The 14,332-nt window shown below is 70.7% G+C and carries 15 protein-coding genes and 2 pseudogenes; 8 read left to right on the plus strand and 9 right to left on the minus strand.

Going from position 1 to position 14,332, the window contains the following annotated elements; translation table 11 throughout:
• The first annotated feature begins 18 nt into the window (after positions 1-18).
• Both GWK25_RS22955 and GWK25_RS22960 read left to right on the plus strand, forming a co-directional pair.
• The gene (locus GWK25_RS22955; protein WP_215452542.1) at positions 19-582 is read left to right on the plus strand and encodes a snapalysin family zinc-dependent metalloprotease; all 564 of its coding nucleotides are present in this window, start codon (positions 19-21) and stop codon (positions 580-582) included.
• A 216-nt stretch (positions 583-798) separates the two neighbouring features.
• Positions 799-1,233: a cupin domain-containing protein gene (locus GWK25_RS22960; RefSeq protein ID WP_215452543.1), complete on the plus strand. Its 435-nt coding sequence runs from the start codon at positions 799-801 to the stop codon at positions 1,231-1,233.
• 6 nt (positions 1,234-1,239) lie between these two features.
• On the opposite strand, the gene GWK25_RS22965 is transcribed toward GWK25_RS22960, so the two are convergent.
• Positions 1,240-2,034 carry a methyltransferase domain-containing protein gene (locus GWK25_RS22965; RefSeq protein WP_215452544.1) on the minus strand — a complete coding sequence of 265 codons (795 nt, stop codon included), beginning with the start codon at positions 2,032-2,034 and terminating at the stop codon, positions 1,240-1,242.
• Between the two features lie 228 nt (positions 2,035-2,262).
• Here GWK25_RS22965 and GWK25_RS22970 point away from each other — a divergent pair, with 228 nt between their 5' ends.
• Together GWK25_RS22970 and GWK25_RS22975 are read left to right on the plus strand one after the other, a co-directional pair.
• Positions 2,263-3,147 (plus strand): LLM class flavin-dependent oxidoreductase, encoded by an 885-nt coding sequence (locus tag GWK25_RS22970; RefSeq protein WP_215452546.1) that lies wholly within the window; start codon positions 2,263-2,265, stop codon positions 3,145-3,147.
• A gap of 49 nt (positions 3,148-3,196) precedes the next feature.
• Complete coding sequence (locus GWK25_RS22975; protein ID WP_215452548.1) at positions 3,197-4,168, plus strand: LLM class F420-dependent oxidoreductase; 972 nt, start codon at positions 3,197-3,199, stop codon at positions 4,166-4,168.
• A gap of 34 nt (positions 4,169-4,202) precedes the next feature.
• Here GWK25_RS22975 and GWK25_RS22980 read toward each other — a convergent pair whose 3' ends face one another.
• Positions 4,203-5,408: a hypothetical protein gene (locus tag GWK25_RS22980; RefSeq protein WP_251828995.1), complete on the minus strand. Its 1,206-nt coding sequence runs from the start codon at positions 5,406-5,408 to the stop codon at positions 4,203-4,205.
• Positions 5,409-5,626: 218 nt separating this feature from the next.
• On the opposite strand from GWK25_RS22980, the gene GWK25_RS22985 reads away from it, so the two are divergent.
• Positions 5,627-6,742, plus strand: coding sequence for a hypothetical protein (locus GWK25_RS22985; RefSeq protein ID WP_215452550.1), 1,116 nt, complete (start codon positions 5,627-5,629; stop codon positions 6,740-6,742).
• A gap of 33 nt (positions 6,743-6,775) precedes the next feature.
• Here the strand turns inward: GWK25_RS22985 and GWK25_RS22990 are convergent, their stop codons facing one another.
• Positions 6,776-7,156 (minus strand): hypothetical protein, encoded by a 381-nt coding sequence (locus GWK25_RS22990; RefSeq protein ID WP_215452552.1) that lies wholly within the window; start codon positions 7,154-7,156, stop codon positions 6,776-6,778.
• A 130-nt stretch (positions 7,157-7,286) separates the two neighbouring features.
• Between GWK25_RS22990 and sigJ the strand changes: the two genes are divergently transcribed.
• Positions 7,287-8,204, plus strand: coding sequence for an RNA polymerase sigma factor SigJ (sigJ, locus tag GWK25_RS22995; protein WP_215457524.1), 918 nt, complete (start codon positions 7,287-7,289; stop codon positions 8,202-8,204).
• Between the two features lie 25 nt (positions 8,205-8,229).
• Here sigJ and GWK25_RS23000 read toward each other — a convergent pair whose 3' ends face one another.
• Complete coding sequence (locus GWK25_RS23000; RefSeq protein ID WP_215452555.1) at positions 8,230-8,664, minus strand: VOC family protein; 435 nt, start codon at positions 8,662-8,664, stop codon at positions 8,230-8,232.
• A gap of 73 nt (positions 8,665-8,737) precedes the next feature.
• Between GWK25_RS23000 and GWK25_RS23005 the strand changes: the two are divergent.
• Together GWK25_RS23005 and GWK25_RS23010 are read left to right on the plus strand one after the other, a co-directional pair.
• Positions 8,738-8,927 (plus strand): annotated as a pseudogene (locus tag GWK25_RS23005) (pyridoxamine 5'-phosphate oxidase family protein); the annotation flags it as partial.
• Positions 8,928-8,990: 63 nt separating this feature from the next.
• The gene (locus GWK25_RS23010; RefSeq protein WP_215452557.1) at positions 8,991-9,830 is read left to right on the plus strand and encodes an endonuclease/exonuclease/phosphatase family protein; all 840 of its coding nucleotides are present in this window, start codon (positions 8,991-8,993) and stop codon (positions 9,828-9,830) included.
• Positions 9,831-9,863: 33 nt separating this feature from the next.
• On the opposite strand, the pseudogene GWK25_RS23015 reads toward GWK25_RS23010, so the two are convergent.
• The 5 genes and pseudogenes from GWK25_RS23015 to fabG all read right to left on the minus strand — a co-directional run.
• Positions 9,864-10,019, minus strand: a pseudogene (locus tag GWK25_RS23015) (AraC family transcriptional regulator); the annotation flags it as partial.
• Between the two features lies 1 nt (position 10,020).
• Entirely contained in the window at positions 10,021-10,548 is a 528-nt protein-coding gene (locus GWK25_RS23020) for an ATP-binding protein (RefSeq protein ID WP_215452560.1), read from the minus strand.
• Positions 10,549-10,716: 168 nt separating this feature from the next.
• Entirely contained in the window at positions 10,717-11,895 is a 1,179-nt protein-coding gene (locus tag GWK25_RS23025; protein WP_215452562.1) for a thiolase family protein, read from the minus strand.
• Between the two features lie 29 nt (positions 11,896-11,924).
• Entirely contained in the window at positions 11,925-13,577 is a 1,653-nt protein-coding gene (locus tag GWK25_RS23030; RefSeq protein WP_251828996.1) for a long-chain fatty acid--CoA ligase, read from the minus strand.
• A complete protein-coding gene (gene fabG, locus GWK25_RS23035) occupies positions 13,571-14,329 on the minus strand; it encodes a 3-oxoacyl-ACP reductase FabG (RefSeq protein WP_215452564.1) in 759 nt (252 codons plus the stop codon). Before fabG ends, GWK25_RS23030 begins: the two co-directional genes overlap by 7 nt.
• Between the last annotated feature and the right edge of the window lie 3 nt (positions 14,330-14,332).

A 14,332-nucleotide genomic window follows, 5' to 3' on the forward strand; every position in this document is an offset into this window, starting at 1 on the left:
CCCACAAGGAGGTCGATCATGCACATCCGTACGCTGACCGGCGGCCTGACAGCAGCCCTGTTGGTACCCCTGTCCCTCGTCGGCGGCCAAGCGGTGGCCGCCGCCCCCGACACGGCCGCAGCCCCCGTGGCCGCCCGGGTCCTCACCTACGACGCGGGTGGCTCCGCGGAGTTCAGGAGCGCCGTCGACCGGGGCGCCGCCATCTGGAACGAGAGCGTCGACACCGTCGAGCTGCGGCCGGCCGCGGCCGGTCAACGCGCGAACATCCGGGTCCTCGCGGACAACGGCTGGCCGCGCGCCCTGCCCACCACCCTGGGCAGCGGCACCGTCTACATCGGACGCCAGGCCGTCGACCAGGGCTACGACACGATCCGGATCTCCGCCCACGAACTCGGCCACATCCTGGGCCTGCCCGACCGCAAGCCGGGACCGTGCTCCAGCCTGATGTCCGGCTCCACCGCCGGCACCGCGTGCAAGAACCCGTATCCGAACGCGGCGGAGAAGGCGGAGGTCGAGGGCAACTTCGGCGGACTGCTCGTCGGACGGACCCCGGAGGCGCTCCCGGACGTGATCGTGGACTGACGCGCCCGCTCGCCGCCCGGCCGAGTCCGCTCGGCCGGGCGACCCCGCGTGGCCGACGGGCCGTCGACGAGAACGCGTCGACTTTCGCCAGGACGTGTGCGGATTCACCGAAGGAGGGTCCAACAGCCCCTGAAACAGCCCATGTTCACGGCGACGACCATGTCCTCACCGTCTTCCTCGCCCTCACCGTGCTCACTCGCCTTGCAGGAGGCCCGCATGCGCCGCACGTTCCGTACCGCTGTCGCCGGGGCGGTGGCGGCCACCGCCCTCGTATGGGGCGGCACCGCGCATGCCACGCCGGCGGGACCGGGCGTCAGCGGCCGGGTCCTCAGCCGGACCACCGTGAACGGCACCGACTACGTCCTGCGGGAGGTCACGATCCCGCCCGGCCAGGCCACCGGCTGGCACTACCACGACGGACCGCTGTACGGCGTCGTCAAGCAGGGCACCCTCAGCCACTACGACTCCACCTGCGAGACCGACGGCGTCTACCGCACCGGCGACCGTATCCAGGAACCGGCAGGCCCCGACTACGTCCACATCGGCCGCAACCTGGGCGACACCGCGCTCGTCCTGGTCGTCCTGTACGTCCTGCCCCACGGCTCCCCGTTCTCCGAGGACGCCCCGAACCCGGGCTGCTCCTTCGAGTGACCCCCCTCAGGCGCGGCGGCCGACGGCGACATAGGTGTTGCCGAAGAACCGCAGGCCGCTGAGGTCCTGTCCGATGTCGGCGAACGCGTCGTCCCAGCGGGCGATGTCGTCCGCGGTGACCAGCCCCTCGGAGAGCAGGGCGTCACGGGCCGCCCAGGCGGGACCGCGCATACCGGGCGGGGGAGTCATCACGTTGATGTGGCCCTCGTAGGCGATCACGTCGAGTCCGGCCGAGGCGAGGAGTTCGTCGAGCCTGGTCCCGACCGCGAGATCGTTGCCCCGGCGCCGGTGCAGTTCGCGGTAGCGCTCGTGCATCTCGTCGTACGCGGCGGGCGCGCCCCGCAGCCGGAAACCGGTCGCGTCGACGTCGACGAGGTACACCATGCCGCCGCCGGGCCTGGCCAGCTCGGCGAGATGGTCCACGATCGCCTGCTCCCGGCCGCCGTTGTGGGCCAGCACATGACGGAGCATCACCACGTCGAAGGTGCCCTCGGCCAGGCCGGTGGCGTCGGCGGATCCGGTGCCGGTGTGCACGCGGACGCCCGTGCGCTCGGCGAGCGCGGAGGCGACGGCCAGCGCGTCGGCGTCGCGGTCCACCGCCCACACGCCACCCTCGGGCCCGACGATGTCCGCCAACCGCACGGACAGCGCACCCGGCCCGCATCCGACGTCCGCGATCCGCGCCCCGGGCGCCACCCCGGCGGCCGCCCACAACTCGCGTTCGCGCCGCTCGGCGATGTCGGCCATGAGCCGGTAGCGCGCGATCTCCGAGTCGTCGAGGGTCAGTGAGTAGTCGGCCACTGCGGTTCCTCCCAGGTTCGTCGGTGGCTCATTGTGTGCGGTGGGACGCCTCCGCGGACCCAGTAGGACGCACACGGCGTTTCGCCGGTTGTCGGTGTCGGTGTCGGTCGGTGTGGGTGTGGGTGTGGGTGTGGGTGTGGGTGTGGGTTGGACGTTGCCGTCCACGGTCCGGGCGCGGGGCGGATACGCCGTTGATCCGCTCGCCTGACGCCACGTAGGTTCGCCCGTATGACGAACGTACGGATCGGTGTGATGTACGACCGCGACTGGGCCCCGGAAGGGTTGCCGGAGTTCGCGCGGCGGGCCGAGTCGCTCGGCGTGGACGACCTGTGGGTGGTGGAGGACCTCGGCTGGAACGGCGGCGTCACGGCGGCGGCCGTGGCTCTGGGCGCGACACGGCGTCTGCGGGTGGGAATCGGCATCACTCCGGCCCCGCTGCGCAGCCCGGTGCTGCTGGCGATGGAACTGGCCACGCTGGCCCGGGTGTTCCCCGGCCGGTTGGTGGCCGGCATCGGGCACGGCGTACGGGAATGGATGGCCCAGGTCGGTGTCGCGCCCCGCTCCCCGCTCGCGCTCCTGGAGGAGACGATCACCTCCGTGCGCGCGCTGCTGCGCGGTGAGCGCGTAGCACTGGCGGGGCGTGAAGTGCAGCTGGACGGAGTCGAGTTGGTGCACGCGCCGACCGAGGTCCCGCCGGTCGTCGCGGGCGTGGTGCGGCCCCGTTCCCTCGAACTGTCCGGCCGCGTCGCCGACGGCACGCTGATCGCCGAGGGCCACGGGCCGCGCGACCTGGAGCACACCCGTGAGCTCGTAGCCAAGGGAGGCGCTACAGCCGACCACACACTGACCGTCTTCGCCTTCGCGTGCGTCGGTGACGACCCCGGCGAGGTCGCCCGTACCCTCCACCCCCGCACCGAGGGGCACGGCGCCTGGCTGGGCCGTCCCCAGGAGGAGGTCTTCACCGTCTCCGGCGACGCCGCCGGGGCCTCCGGCGCCGTCCGGGCGCTCGCGGACGCCGGCGCCGACACGGTCGTCCTGCGCTTCGTGGGCGATGACCCGCTGCGGCAGCTGGAGGCCGTGCTCGAAGCGTGGCGGGCGGCTCCCACCACCTGACCTTCCTGTCGGCTGTTTCTGATCCGCTCAGGCGGGGACCCGGCCGATTATGGTGCAAATCGGCTACACGATGATGACCGAGCAGGCGGGCCCCCGCGACCTCGTCGACCACGTGGTGCGGGCGGAGGGCGCGGGGTTCGACTTCTCGGTGACCTCCGACCACTACTTCCCGTGGCTGCGCTCGCAGGGTCACTCACCGTACGCGTGGAGTGTGCTCGGCGCGGCCGCCCAGGCCACGTCACGCATTCCGCTGATGACCTACGTGACCTGCCCCTCGTTCCGCTACCACCCGGCAGTGGTGGCGCAGAAGGCGGCGACGATGCAGTTGCTGTCCGAGGGGCGGTTCCGGCTGGGGCTCGGCTCCGGGGAGAACCTCAACGAACACGTGGTGGGCGGCGGTTGGCCGTCCGTGAACGTCCGGCACGAGATGCTGGAAGAGGCCGTGGAGATCATCCGGGCGCTCTTCGGCGGCGGCCATGTGAACCACCACGGCACGCACTACGACGTCGAGTCCGCCCGCCTCTGGGACCTGCCGGACGACCCGCCGCCCCTTGGCATCGCCGTCTCCGGCGAGCAGTCGTGCTCCCTCGCGGGCAGGCTCGGCGACCTGGTCATCGCCACGGAGCCCGAGGCCGGGCTGCTCCAGGCGTTCGACCGGCACGGCGGCACGGGCAAGCCGCGCGTGGGCCAGCTCCCCGTCTGCTACGACCCCGACCGCGACACGGCCGTGCGGCGCGCGCACGACCAGTTCCGCTGGTTCGGCGGCGGCTGGAAGGTCAACTCGGAACTGCCGCACCCGGATTCCTTCGACGCGGCCACGCAGTACGTCACGCCCGACGACGTCGCCGCGTCCATCCCGTGCGGCGACGATCCCGACGCGTTCGTCGAGGCCGTACGCCCGTACGCCGAGGCCGGGTTCACCGAGATCGCCCTGGTCCAGATCGGCGGCGAGTCCCAGCCCGCGTACCTGGACTGGTCGGAGAAGACCCTGCTGCCCGCCCTGCGCGAAGCCTTCGCCTGACAGACGTCACCGGGGTCCCGCCGGGACCCCGGGGCTACGCCCTGTCCCTGCCCCGCCGCTCCGCGCCCGGTTCCGAGCCGGCGGCCGGGCCGGTGGACGGGCCGCGCTCCGCGGATTCCTCCGCGGATTCCTCTCCCTGACCAGTGGGGGCGGGACCCGCGGAGGTCTTGGGGCCGCCCTTGAAACGCTCCAGCGTGCGCGCCAGTTGTCGGAACGGGGACACCGCCGGCTTCCCGGACGGCGACGGCGCGGCGGGGGCGGCCTCGGCGGACTCACGGTAGGCGGCGAGCGCCTCATGGGCGCGCTCGGTCGCCTCCCGGTACAGGTCCCTGGACGCCGTCATGGCCTCCAGGGCCTCCGCGTACATCGCCACCCGCTTGCGCTCCCGAGCGAGTTCCTCCTCGAGAGTGAGCAGGTGCCAGTCGTCCCGCAGCGCCGTGAGGGCATGGTCGGCGCCCTCGGGCAGCGGGCGCGACAGCGCGGCGAACCGCGTGACCGCCGCGACGAGGTCGACCGGCTCCGAACCGTCCAGGAACACCGTGCGTACGGTGTAGTCCTCGGCGTCGTAGCCGGAGGGGGCCGGAGTGCCGGGCAGCACCACGGCACCGCCGCGCGGCACCTCAGCGTCGAACTCCCGCAGCGCCCAGTTCACGACCCGTACCTGGTGCGGGGCGGCACGGTGTTCGACCACGCGGTGGCGCAGACTCGGCGACAGCCAGCGCGCCAGGGGCAACCGCCCGCGCTCGTCCGTGGTCATCGCCTCGTGGACGACGACGTGGACGCACCACCCTCCGCGCCCCGCGTCCCGGAGCACGCGCCGTACGTCCTTGTCGTCCTCGGGGAGGGCGTTGATCCTGCTCAGCGACAGGCCGGAGACGGCGTCGTGGTCCCAGTCGCCGTACTCCGGCCAGAACCGGGTGACGGGGGAGGGCCACGCCGGATCCCACGGCTCTTCCGCCTCCGCGAGGAGGGTCCATTCCCGGCCGCCGCCCTGGTCGGGCGCGAGGGCGAGCCGGGCACGCACGGTCACGTCGTCGGCGACCCGCCAACGGGCCTCGAAGACCCGCTCCGGGGACTCGCCCCCGGGGTCGGGCACTTCGAGGAAGTCGTCGATGACCTGACTGTCCTTGAGCTGCCGCAGAGTACGACGGAGGACGTCCTCCGCGTCGGGTCCGATGTGGCGGCCGCGAGCCGGCCACACCGTCGGGGGAGTGGGACGAGCTGTGGGGGAGGTCGGCATGAGTCCATCGGGAAGCAGGGGCACGTGCATCCACCAGTATCCCCGCCGCACCCACCCGCAGCTCACGCGGGGGTCCCGCCGCGGCCACAACCCGCCGAAATTCTGCTGTCCCGGGGCGCCAGGGCGGCGCGCTTGCGTACCGCCGCCAACGGAAAACACGTTGGTCCGTCGTCGCCGTACTGCGACGATGCCGTTCTGAATTTCCCAGCGGAGGACGGTTGTTCGTTTTTGAGTGTGTGGGGTGCGGTGCCGCGCTGACCGCCCCACTGTCCCGGGTCACCCTGCCGGTTCACGCCCATCAGAAGTACGGGAACGGAATTCAGTTGCCGGTGCTCATGGAGTCGGGGACCTTCGCCGTGGAGGCGGAGCCCAGCGGTCCACCGTGGCGGTTGTGGGAGGCGGTCGATCCGGAGGAGGCGGCGGCCCGAGGTGTCCACGCCCCGGTCCCTGCCCTGTCCGACGGCCCGCCCGGCGCGGTCGTCATCGCCCCCGGAGACGCCCGCGGCACCCTGCTGATCCCGCAGAAGGCCGGCGGCTACTGCTGTGGTCTCGACGGGGCCGACGGCCCCAACATGGCCTGCGAGGCGTGCGGCCTGCCCGTGGCGAGCCGGATCGACGACTGCTCGCTCTGGCAGGCGGTGTGGCTCTCCCCGAACGCCGTGCGCCGCCGCCGCGTGGGCGACAGCCCGCCGCTGTCCTGGCCGGAGCTGATGGAGACGGCGCAGATCACGCCGCCGTTCGAGCCGATCGCCGCATGGGGTTCGATCTCGGGCACGTACCACTGGTGGTCGTGGAGCCCGCAGTGGGAGGCGGCGGCCGGCCGGGCGCTCGCGCACCTGCTGGCGGCCTCGGAGGGTCGGCCGGTGACCGTCCCGGACGGCCTGACGGCGGAGGTCTTCCGACGCGCCCTCGACGCGTTCCTGCCGGCCGGCCCGATGCGGCCGCCCGCCGACCCGCCGACGCTACGAGCCGTCCTCGCAGGGCCAGAGTGCCCCGACCCCCACCCCGGCGCCGACTTCCTTCTCGTACCGGTCCATCCGCAGACGGGGGAGCTGTGGACACCTCCTGGCGGCCGGTCCCGCCCGGTGCCGCTGCCGTTCGGGGTGTGGCGGTGGCTGGTCTTCCCCGAACCGTGGCCGCCCCTCCTCGTATCGGGCGGAAGGCACGCCGACATCCTCCGCGACGATCCGCCCCTACAGCGGCCCAGCCATTCGTTCCGGATGGACCCGGGCGCCTTTCGGCACACCCTGGCCCGGTTGCCGGCCGCCCGCAGCCCGTGGCTCCGCGAGATCCTGGCCGACCTCGTACGCCACATGCAGGCCGGCATCTTCTAGCCGGTTGGCGGAGGCAGGGGCGCCATCCGCGTCTCAGCGCCGCGCCAGTGCCAGCACGCTCAGGCCGAACATCAGCACTCCCAGGGGCAGATGGACCGCCGGGACATGGGCGATGCCGACCACGACCTGCACCGAGGCGAGGGCGAGGAAGCCGGCCGCGTGCAGGACGGGCCGGGGCGAGCCGCCGCCCGGCTTCCACGCCAGCACCGCCGCGAGCACGTAGAGCATCGACGCCCCGTACATCACCCGCGCACCGACACTGTGCAGCGTGGCGCCGTACGTCGAGGTCAGCAGCAGCCCGGCGGAGACCGCCTGGAGGAAGATCGTCAGGGTCTGCAGCGCGATCGCGGTCCGCAGGAATGAGGAAGTGCGCTGGGTGTTCGCCGTCGCCGTCGTCGTCACCTGGGTGGCCATGTCGCGGTCTCCTTCACGCCCTCGGGCAGTGGATCGATAAGGTCTCACCAGTCCGACGACGTGGGCCGGCGAAAGGTAAGGCGAGTTGGGCGAGGGGGCGGCGGTGGACGGATCGACGGGCGTGCGGGCGATGGACGGGGAGCGGCGTCAACTGCTCAATGTCGCCTACCGGTTGCTCGGCTCGGCGACGGAGGCCGAGGACGCCGTACAGGATGCCTACGCGCGCTGGTACGGGCTGCCGAGCCACAGGCGTCAGGAGATCGAGTCCCCCGGCGCGTGGCTGACGACCGTCACCGGCCGTATCTGCCTGGACCTGCTGCGCTCGGCGCGGGCCCGCCGCGAGGCTTACGTCGGCGTGTGGTTGCCCGAGCCGCTGCCGGACCGCACCGAGTGGGAGCACGCGGCCGGTGGCATCCACGCCGGGGGCCCCGCCGACCCGGTCGGCCCCACGCGTCCCGCTGATCCGGCCGACCAGATCGTGCTGGACGAATCCGTGGGCATGGCCTTCCTCGTCGTCCTGGAGGCCATGACGCCGGCCGAGAGGGTGGCGTTCGTGCTGCACGACGTCTTCCGGTATCCGTTCGCCGAGATCGCCGACGTTCTCGGGCGCAGTCCCGGGGCCTGCAAGCAACTGGCCGCCTCCGCCCGGCGACGGGCGGGCGCCGCACGTCCCCCGGAGCCGACGGCCGACCGCGCGGAGGTCGTCAGACACGTGAAGCAGGCGTGGGAGAGCAAGGACATCGCCGCCCTCGTCGGCCTCCTCGACCCGGCCGCCGTGATGACCGCCGACGGCGGCGGTGCGGTCGGCGCCGTGCCGCACCCCGTCGAGGGCGGCGCGCGGATCGCCCGGTACATGGTCGCCATCGCCGACAGGGCGCCCGGCCTCGAACTCCTGGAGCGGTCGGTCAACGGTGCGCCGGGCCTGGTGGCCCGGCGCGACGGCGTCGTCATGACCGTGGCCGCGTTCGACGTCGCCGACGGCCACGTCACCCGCGTCTGGGCGATCCGCAACCCGGAGAAGCTGCACCCGTGGGCGAGGATGTGCTAGACCCGGTCGACCGGATCGGCCGAACTCAGTCGAGGCAGAACTCGTTGCCCTCGATGTCCTGCATCACCAGGCACGACTCGTTGTACTCGTCGGCGCGCAGCAGGCGCAGACGCACCGCGCCGAGCGCGACCAGCCGTGCGCACTCGGCCTCGAGCGCGGCGACCCGCTCGTCCCCCACGAGCCCCGTGCCCACCCGCACATCGAGGTGCACCCGGTTCTTGACGACCTTTCCCTCGGGAACGCGCTGGAAGTACATCCGGGGCCCGACCCCGGAGGGATCCATGCACACGAACCCCGCGCCCTGACGCTCGGGCGGCAGGGAACGGTCGTACTCGTCCCAGGAGGCGAACCCCTCCGGCGGCGGCGGTACGACGTACCCCAGCACCTCGCACCAGAAACGAGCCACACGCTCGGGCTCCGCACAGTCGAAGGTGATCTGGACCGTCTTGATCGATGACATCGGCGCACCATAGCAAGGGCGTCGGACCCTCTGCCCGGGAAATATCGGCGGGCCTCGGGAAGTTGATCAGAGCATGACTCAAGGACCGGCCCCGCGCCCGCTGTCCGACGAGGCCCTCTCCGGTCTCCTCGGCACACACCAGTTCGCTGGCCACCGTCAAGCGCGACGGCCGGCCCCACCTGACCACCATGGTGTACAGCTGGGATCCCGAGGCCCGCGTCCTGCGGTTCTCCACGACCGCCGACCGGATCAAGGCCGCTCACAGCCTTCTCCCATAACCTCGTGCACGGACAAGCAGGTTGCCGCCGAAACCGCCCAGGGAGGCGATGGTGTTCGGAAAGGGAACGCGGTTGCTCACGGGCGCCGTCGCCGTGACCTGTGTGGTGATGCTGGTCTCCAGCGAGCCCGGCGACGGCCTCTTCGCCCGGTCGCAGCCCGTCGACCCCGTCAAGGACGTCGTACCGAACCGGGTGATGACCTGGAACATGTGCAACCCCTGCAAGGAGAGCAACGTCGACCGGGCGGCGGAGATCGCCAAGTACGCGCCGCAGGTCATCGGGTTGCAGGAGGCGTGCGCGCGTGACGTCGAGCGGATCCGGGAGTACCTGGAGAGCCTGCACGGGCTGGTCTACCACGTCGAGTACGGGACCGTGCTGCGGAACTGGAACCGTTGCGGGGGAGTCCCGTGGAGCCCGGGCGGCTACGGCCAGGCGATCCTCTCGGCGGCACCGATGACGGACCGCGTCAACGTGGAGTACCCCGACGGTGGATCCGAGGACCGGGGCTACATGGCGGTCACCACGAAGATCGACGGCCGGTCCGTCCGGGTCTTCAACACGCACCTCGCCCAACGGCAGCAGCCGGAGGTCCGCGCGCAGCAGATCCGCGTGCTCGCCCCGGTCGTGGCCCGGTACGACCGTGCCGTCGTCGTCGGCGACCTCAACGCGGTGCCGGACGCCCCCGAACTCGCCCCGCTGTGGAAGCTCGCCACGGACACCGATCCCGAGTGCCGTCCCGCACCGGTCGGCGACTGCGAGGTGACCACCGACTGGCAGAGCAAGTTCGACTACGTCTTCCTGCGCGGCATCACTGCGCTCCGGCACGAGGTACGGCTCTCGGACGTCTCGGACCACCACCTGTTGCACACCGACCTGGACGTCGGCTGAAGCCGCCGCCCCGACGCCCTGCCCAGCCCCACGCTAGGGCGTCCTCCACGTGCGGGCGCGCAGGCGGCGCAGCATGCGGGCGTCCTCGAAGCCGACCGAGCGGGCGGCAGCGTCGACCGTCGCCCCGTGGCTGATGAGGTGCTCGGCGCGCTCCAGACGCAGGGTCTGCTGGTAGCGCAGCGGGGTGAGCTCAGACACCCCACGATGGCAGGAGCAACAGCCTTGGCGTAATCCCTGCGATCGGGCCGGAAGGAGCTCCTGCAGCGGGCGAGTCCGGCGGTGCTGTCAGCTCGGCCCACCGCACGCTCCTACTGCGGTGGGCGCGGCTGCCGCACCGCGTGGAAAGGGCGTTGACGATTTCCAGGCCGCGGCCATGTTCCTCAGGGTCCTTGTGGCCCAAGGACAGGTGGGGACGACAGGCCAGGCCCGAGTCGGTGACCTCGATCCGCACGATTCGGCACCGATCAGCGACTGGAACAGACAAGCGGAGATAGGCGGGCGGCAGTGCGTGGCAGAGAGCGTTCGTGGTGAGTTCGGAAATCACCAGGAGCGCGTCATGGACGGTGTCCTCGGGCAGGTCCTCCGCTTCGAGGACCGTGCGCGCGCGGTGGCGCATCGATCGAACGGCCTCGGGCGTGGGCAGCAGCACGAAGACGTGTTCGACGGTGGTGGGAGGGTCAAGCGTCGTGGGCCTTCGCTCTTCGGCCGAAGCATTCATGATGGGCCACTCCTGGCGTGGTGTGCTGGTTTGCGTTGCGCGGGAACGCATGGAACAAGTGCTGACACCGGCCACCGGTGCCTTGTGGGTAGTCACGAAACTGGTGGCCGACGTTGTGTGGCGGTAATCGCAGCCCAGCAGGAGTCACTGGTCTGGGGCGTCGGCCCGTTACAACCGGCGGAACATAGCGGCAAGGGCTTGCCCGCCGCCGATGCACAGTGTGACGACGCCGAGCTCGAGGTCGCGGCGAACCAGATCCTGCGCAATCCGCAAAGTCAAGATCGCACCGGTGGCGCCGACCGGATGACCGAGCGCGATCGCACCGCCGTGGGGGTTGACCCGTCCTGGGTCCAGCTTCGCGTCACGGATGCAGGCGACAGCTTGCGCTGCGAAGGCCTCGTTGACCTCGAATACGTCGATGTCGGAGGGGGCTGTGCCGGTTTTCTCGAATAGCTTGCGCAGCGCCAGTACAGGCGCGTAGCCCATCAGTTCGGGTTCCAGTGCCGCAGTCGCGACGGCTTCCAGTGTGACCAGGGGGCGTATGCCGCGTGTGATCGCCGCAGTTTCGCGGGCGACGACCAGCACGGCGGCACCGTCGTTGATGCCTGAAGAATTACCCGCAGTGACGGTGCCGCCGGTACGGAAGGCCGGCCGGAGTGCTTGCAGGGTCTCGAGAGACGTTCCGGGCCGAGGGTGCTCGTCATGGTTGACGATCTGTGTCCTGCGGCCTGCGATCTCGACCGGAACGATCTCGTCGGCGAAGATGCCGGCCGTAGAGGCCAAGGCGCATCGACGCTGCGACTCCACGGCGAACTCGTCTTGCTCCTGCCGGGACACGTGGTACTTCTCGGCTACGTTCTCGGCGGTGATTCCCATGGGGATGTCGCGAAACGGGTCAGTCAGCATCATGAGCGTGCCGTCGGTGAGTTCACGGTGGCTCAGCCGGTAGCCGCTGCGGGCGCCGAAGTCGTAGAACGGCATACGAGACATCGACTCATCCCCGCCCGCGAGCGCGATCTCGGCGTCGCCGCAGCGCAACTGCATCGCAGCCGACCACACTGCCTGCAACCCCGAGCCGCACAGGCGGTTGACTGTGTACGCCGGCACGTGAACGGGCAGGCCGGCGGCCATGGCGACACGGCGGGCGTTGAAGGTGTCGGCGCCGACCTGGCCGACGCAGCCCATGACGACCTCGTCGACCTCGGCGGGATCGACGCCGCTGCGACGCAGCGCCTCGCGAGCGGCCGCTGCTCCGAGCTCGTGTGCGGGGACTGGGCTCAGGGCACCGCCGAAACTTCCGATGGGCGTGCGTGCGCCATCGAGGATGACGATCCGCTCGTTCTGCATGGCGCCTCCTTTCCGGGGACCGATCCGATTCATGCGATGCGGGTCGAGGCTCGAAGGGCAGTCTTCGACAGCTTGCCCGTGCCGGTTTTTGGCAGGGTGGTCATGAAGACGAACTCATCGGGCAGCCACCACTTCGCCACCATGGGAGAAATGTGCTGCAGGAGGTCCTCAGGGCTGGTGGCGCTGCCCTCGCACAGGGCGACGTAGGCGACAGGTCTCTCCGTCCAGCGCGGGTCCGGCCGGGCGATCACAGCGACTTCGACGACGTCGGGGTGAGAGGCGATCGCGGTCTCGAGCTCGACCGAGGAGATCCACTCGCCTCCGGACTTGATCAGATCCTTCATCCGGTCCACGAGCCGGACGTAGCCGTCGGCATCGATGGTGGCCAGATCGCCGGTGCGCAACCATCCGTCGTCGGTGAAGCTGTCGTCTGCCTCCAGACGGAAGTAGCCATGTGCCACCCAGGGGCCGGCGACCTGCAGCTCGCCGACGGAGTGGCCGTCACGGGGCAGCTTCTCACCGGTCTCGATGTCCAGGAGCCGCATGCTCACCAGCGGCAGCGGCTGGCCCTGAGCGGCGCGCACAGCGATTTGTTCCTTGGCGCTGAGCGACCGGTGCTGGCTGCGAGTGCCGCCGATGGCGCCGACGGGGCTGACCTCGGTCATGCCCCATGAGTGTGTGATGGGCACGCCGACCGCAGTGCGATATGCCTCTGACAGCGAGTCCGGGACTGCGGAGCCGCCACCCAGTAGGAACCGCACGGCGCTCAGGTCGTGAGCCGAGAGCTCAGGAGTCAGGCTGGTCCACACGGTGGGCACTGCCGCGGCGATGCTCACCCGTTCGGTCTCCATGAGCCGGAGCAGATGCCCGGGTTCAGCCGACAGTCCCGGCAGCACGAGCGAGGCCCCGGCCATCATTGCGCCGTAGGGCAGACCCCAGGCGTTGGCGTGGAACATCGGCACGATCGGCATGACGACATCGTTCTCGCTCAGGCCGATGAAGCCGGCCGCGAGGGTGCCCAGGCAGTGCAGGACCGTCGAACGGTGGCTGTAGAGAACGCCCTTGGGCGGTCCGGTCGTACCGGAGGTGTAGCACAGGCCCGAGGCGAGGTGCTCGTCTGCGAGCGTGAAGGCCTCCTCGAACGACCCCGAGAAGGCATCAGCACGGGAGATCAGTTCGTCGTAGTCACAGATGCGCGGATCTGAGGGGATCGCGACGTCGCTGCCGTCCGGGAGCACGACCCAGTGCCGCACCCTTGGCATCCGTTCGACGCTGGGCCAGATCCGTGGCAGGAGCCCCCGGTCGACGAAGATCACGTCGTCCCCGGCATGGTTGACGATGAACTCGATGTGTTCCGCGCTGAGCCGGATGTTGATGGTGTGCAGGACCCGCTTGCTGGCCGGCACCGCGAGATAGAGCTCGAGATGGCGTCGGTTGTTGCTCGCGAAGGTTGCCACCCGGGCGCCGCGGGGCACTTCCAGCTTTTCCAGCGCGGTGGCGAGGCGCCGAGCATGGTCGGTGACGTCGGCGTAGGTGAGTTGCTCGGTGCCTGCGCTGGCGACGAGCTTGTGGGAGTAGAGCAGCTCGGCGCGTTCCAGGATGTGTGCGATGGTCAGTGGGCGCGGCTGCATGAGTCCCGTCATGGCGTCGCTGAGGCCGATGTTGTCGTCTGGGCTCAGCATCGGGGACCACCCGCGACATAAAGGGTCTGACCGGTGGTGAAGGATGCCTCGTCCTTGACGAAGAAGGACGCTGCCGCGGCGATGTCCTCGACCGTGCCCGTGCGGCCGACCGGGATGTCGCCGGCGAACTCGGCGAGCAGTTCGTCGTACGACTTGCCCATGCGTGCGGCGGTGGCCTCGAGCATGTCGGTGGCGATGAAGCCGGGGGCGATCGCGTTGACGGTGATCCCGAAAGGCCCGAGTTCGATGGCGAGGGTCTTGGTGAAGCCCTGCAGACCGGCTTTGGCCGCCGCGTAATTGGCCTGACCGCGGTTGCCGAGGGCCGAGGTGCTCGACATGGAAACGATCCGTCCCCATCGCTCCTGGACCATCCAGCGCTGTACCGCCCGGCTCATCAGGAAGCTTCCACGGAGGTGGACGCTCATCACGCTGTCCCAGTCCGCGGTGGTCATTTTGAACAGGAGGCTGTCGCGGGTGATGCCGGCGTTGTTGATCAGGATCGTGGGTGCACCGAGCCTCTCGGCACACTCCTCGACCGCCGCGTTGACAGCCGCTTCTTCACTGATGTCGGCTCCCAGCCCGATGGCGGAGCCGCCGGCAGCGACGATGGCGTCGACAACCGGTGCGCAGGAGGCGGCATCGAGGTCGACCACGGCTACGCGGTGGCCGTCATGGGCGAGGCGTCGGGCAACAGCTGCCCCGATACCGCGGGCGGCTCCGGTCACGATCGCGACGCGGGACTGGTCAGGCATGGG

The sequence above is a fragment of the Streptomyces sp. ATCC 21386 genome (assembly GCF_018728545.1).
Classification (GTDB): domain Bacteria; phylum Actinomycetota; class Actinomycetes; order Streptomycetales; family Streptomycetaceae; genus Streptomyces.

Coding starts and splice junctions, on each gene's coding strand:
- GWK25_RS22980 (WP_251828995.1), bottom strand. CDS start 5,408: ATGCCGACCTCCCCCACAGCTCGTCCCACTCCCCCGACGGTGTGGCCG.
- GWK25_RS23000 (WP_215452555.1), bottom strand. CDS start 8,664: ATGTCATCGATCAAGACGGTCCAGATCACCTTCGACTGTGCGGAGCCC.
- GWK25_RS22955 (WP_215452542.1), top strand. CDS start 19: ATGCACATCCGTACGCTGACCGGCGGCCTGACAGCAGCCCTGTTGGTA.
- GWK25_RS23030 (WP_251828996.1), bottom strand. CDS start 13,577: ATGCTGAGCCCAGACGACAACATCGGCCTCAGCGACGCCATGACGGGA.
- GWK25_RS23025 (WP_215452562.1), bottom strand. CDS start 11,895: ATGCAGAACGAGCGGATCGTCATCCTCGATGGCGCACGCACGCCCATC.
- GWK25_RS23020 (WP_215452560.1), bottom strand. CDS start 10,548: ATGAATGCTTCGGCCGAAGAGCGAAGGCCCACGACGCTTGACCCTCCC.
- GWK25_RS22970 (WP_215452546.1), top strand. CDS start 2,263: ATGACGAACGTACGGATCGGTGTGATGTACGACCGCGACTGGGCCCCG.
- GWK25_RS22960 (WP_215452543.1), top strand. CDS start 799: ATGCGCCGCACGTTCCGTACCGCTGTCGCCGGGGCGGTGGCGGCCACC.
- GWK25_RS22990 (WP_215452552.1), bottom strand. CDS start 7,156: ATGGCCACCCAGGTGACGACGACGGCGACGGCGAACACCCAGCGCACT.
- GWK25_RS22975 (WP_215452548.1), top strand. CDS start 3,197: ATGGTGCAAATCGGCTACACGATGATGACCGAGCAGGCGGGCCCCCGC.
- sigJ (WP_215457524.1), top strand. CDS start 7,287: ATGGACGGGGAGCGGCGTCAACTGCTCAATGTCGCCTACCGGTTGCTC.
- GWK25_RS23010 (WP_215452557.1), top strand. CDS start 8,991: ATGGTGTTCGGAAAGGGAACGCGGTTGCTCACGGGCGCCGTCGCCGTG.
- fabG (WP_215452564.1), bottom strand. CDS start 14,329: ATGCCTGACCAGTCCCGCGTCGCGATCGTGACCGGAGCCGCCCGCGGT.